This is a genomic window from Bacillus sp. P4_D3, assembly GCF_056401855.1.
This window is the reverse complement of record NZ_JBFUIN010000862.1, coordinates 1-1,188: the sequence shown is the minus strand read 5'-3', so window position 1 is coordinate 1,188 and position 1,188 is coordinate 1. Positions and strand designations below refer to the sequence as shown.

The window sequence follows — 1,188 nt, the reverse complement described above, 5'->3', positions numbered from 1 at the left end:
CTTGTATATATTTAGCCTTTTCATCTGAATTGTCTGGTACATATCAATCGTCAGTTCTCATTAAAAAAGAAGTGAAAGAAACATACACTGATTTAGATTTAGAAATTATCGATACAAAATGTGCCTCACTCGGTCAAGGTATTGTCGTATTAGAAGCTGCCAAAATGGCAAAAGAGGGTGCGTCAAAAGAAGAAATCTTAAACCGTGTCGCTTTTCTAATGGAGCATATGGAACATATCTTCACTGTAGCTGACTTACAGTACCTTGTTAGAGGTGGACGTTTAAGTAAAGTGGCCGGTTTTATCGGTGGTTTATTAAACATTAAGCCAATTCTAAATGTGGATGAAGGAAAACTTGTACCACTTGAAAAGGTAAGAGGGAAAAAGAAAGTATTAAGCCGCATTGTTGATATTATGGAAGAGCGTGGCAAAGACCTTAAAGGTCAAACAATCGGTATGACTCACGGTGACGACTTAGAAACAGCTGAAGCATTAAAAGCATTAATTACTGAAAGATTCGGCTGTGAAGTATTTATTGTAAATACAATTGGTGCAGCAATCGGAGCGCATACAGGACCAGGTGCGTTAACATTGTTCTTCTTAAATGAAGTAGAGTAAAGGATTGATCTTTTGATCAATCCTTTTTTCTTTAAATAAAATATAGAATTTACTATTTATTAGTGCTTTGTTTTATAGGTAAGAAGGTATAAAGGAAACAAGTGAAGGCTAGTATGAAACTAAATATTTCAGTATCATCAACTACTAAACCATTGTTCCACTGATAAAGGAAGGATGCTAGCAATAAAAGAGTAGCGGCGCCTCCAACATATCTTGCTATTTTTCGTGTTGAATCTTTTTTTGTTTTTACAATCATATTTGTCATCCTTTCATATTTACTAAATAATTCGACAAACTAATTTCTAGGATGTGATATTGATAATTCATCTATTGAGCTCATTTAATTTATTTTCATTTACAATAGATGTCTTCCATGTACTAGGTAAATGTAATTAACCATTCGATCTATTTTAAGAATGATAGTTTACATGTAGTTAAATCCTTTTCATTAAGTTTATCGTAATTCAAGTATATGGCGCCGTCTTTGTTAATAACAAGTAGTAAAATTGTATAAAAAAAATAGCCGGAAAAATCGATTTTTTACCATTTAATTTAACAAGAAGTATAGAAA

Annotated in this window: 2 protein-coding genes; one reads left to right on the top strand and one right to left on the bottom strand. The window is 32.3% G+C overall.

Annotated elements, in window-relative coordinates:
- Nucleotides 1-617 (top strand): DegV family protein (locus tag AC1DTM_RS27450; protein ID WP_477001372.1); only part of this gene is annotated, 617 nt, incomplete at its 5' end.
- Nucleotides 618-669: 52 nt separating this feature from the next.
- Here AC1DTM_RS27450 and AC1DTM_RS27445 read toward each other — a convergent pair.
- Nucleotides 670-873, bottom strand: coding sequence for a hypothetical protein (locus AC1DTM_RS27445; RefSeq protein WP_002110388.1), 204 nt, complete (start codon nucleotides 871-873; stop codon nucleotides 670-672).
- Nucleotides 874-1,188: the final 315 nt, after the last annotated feature.

Coding starts and splice junctions, on each gene's coding strand:
- AC1DTM_RS27445 (WP_002110388.1), bottom strand. CDS start 873: ATGATTGTAAAAACAAAAAAAGATTCAACACGAAAAATAGCAAGATAT.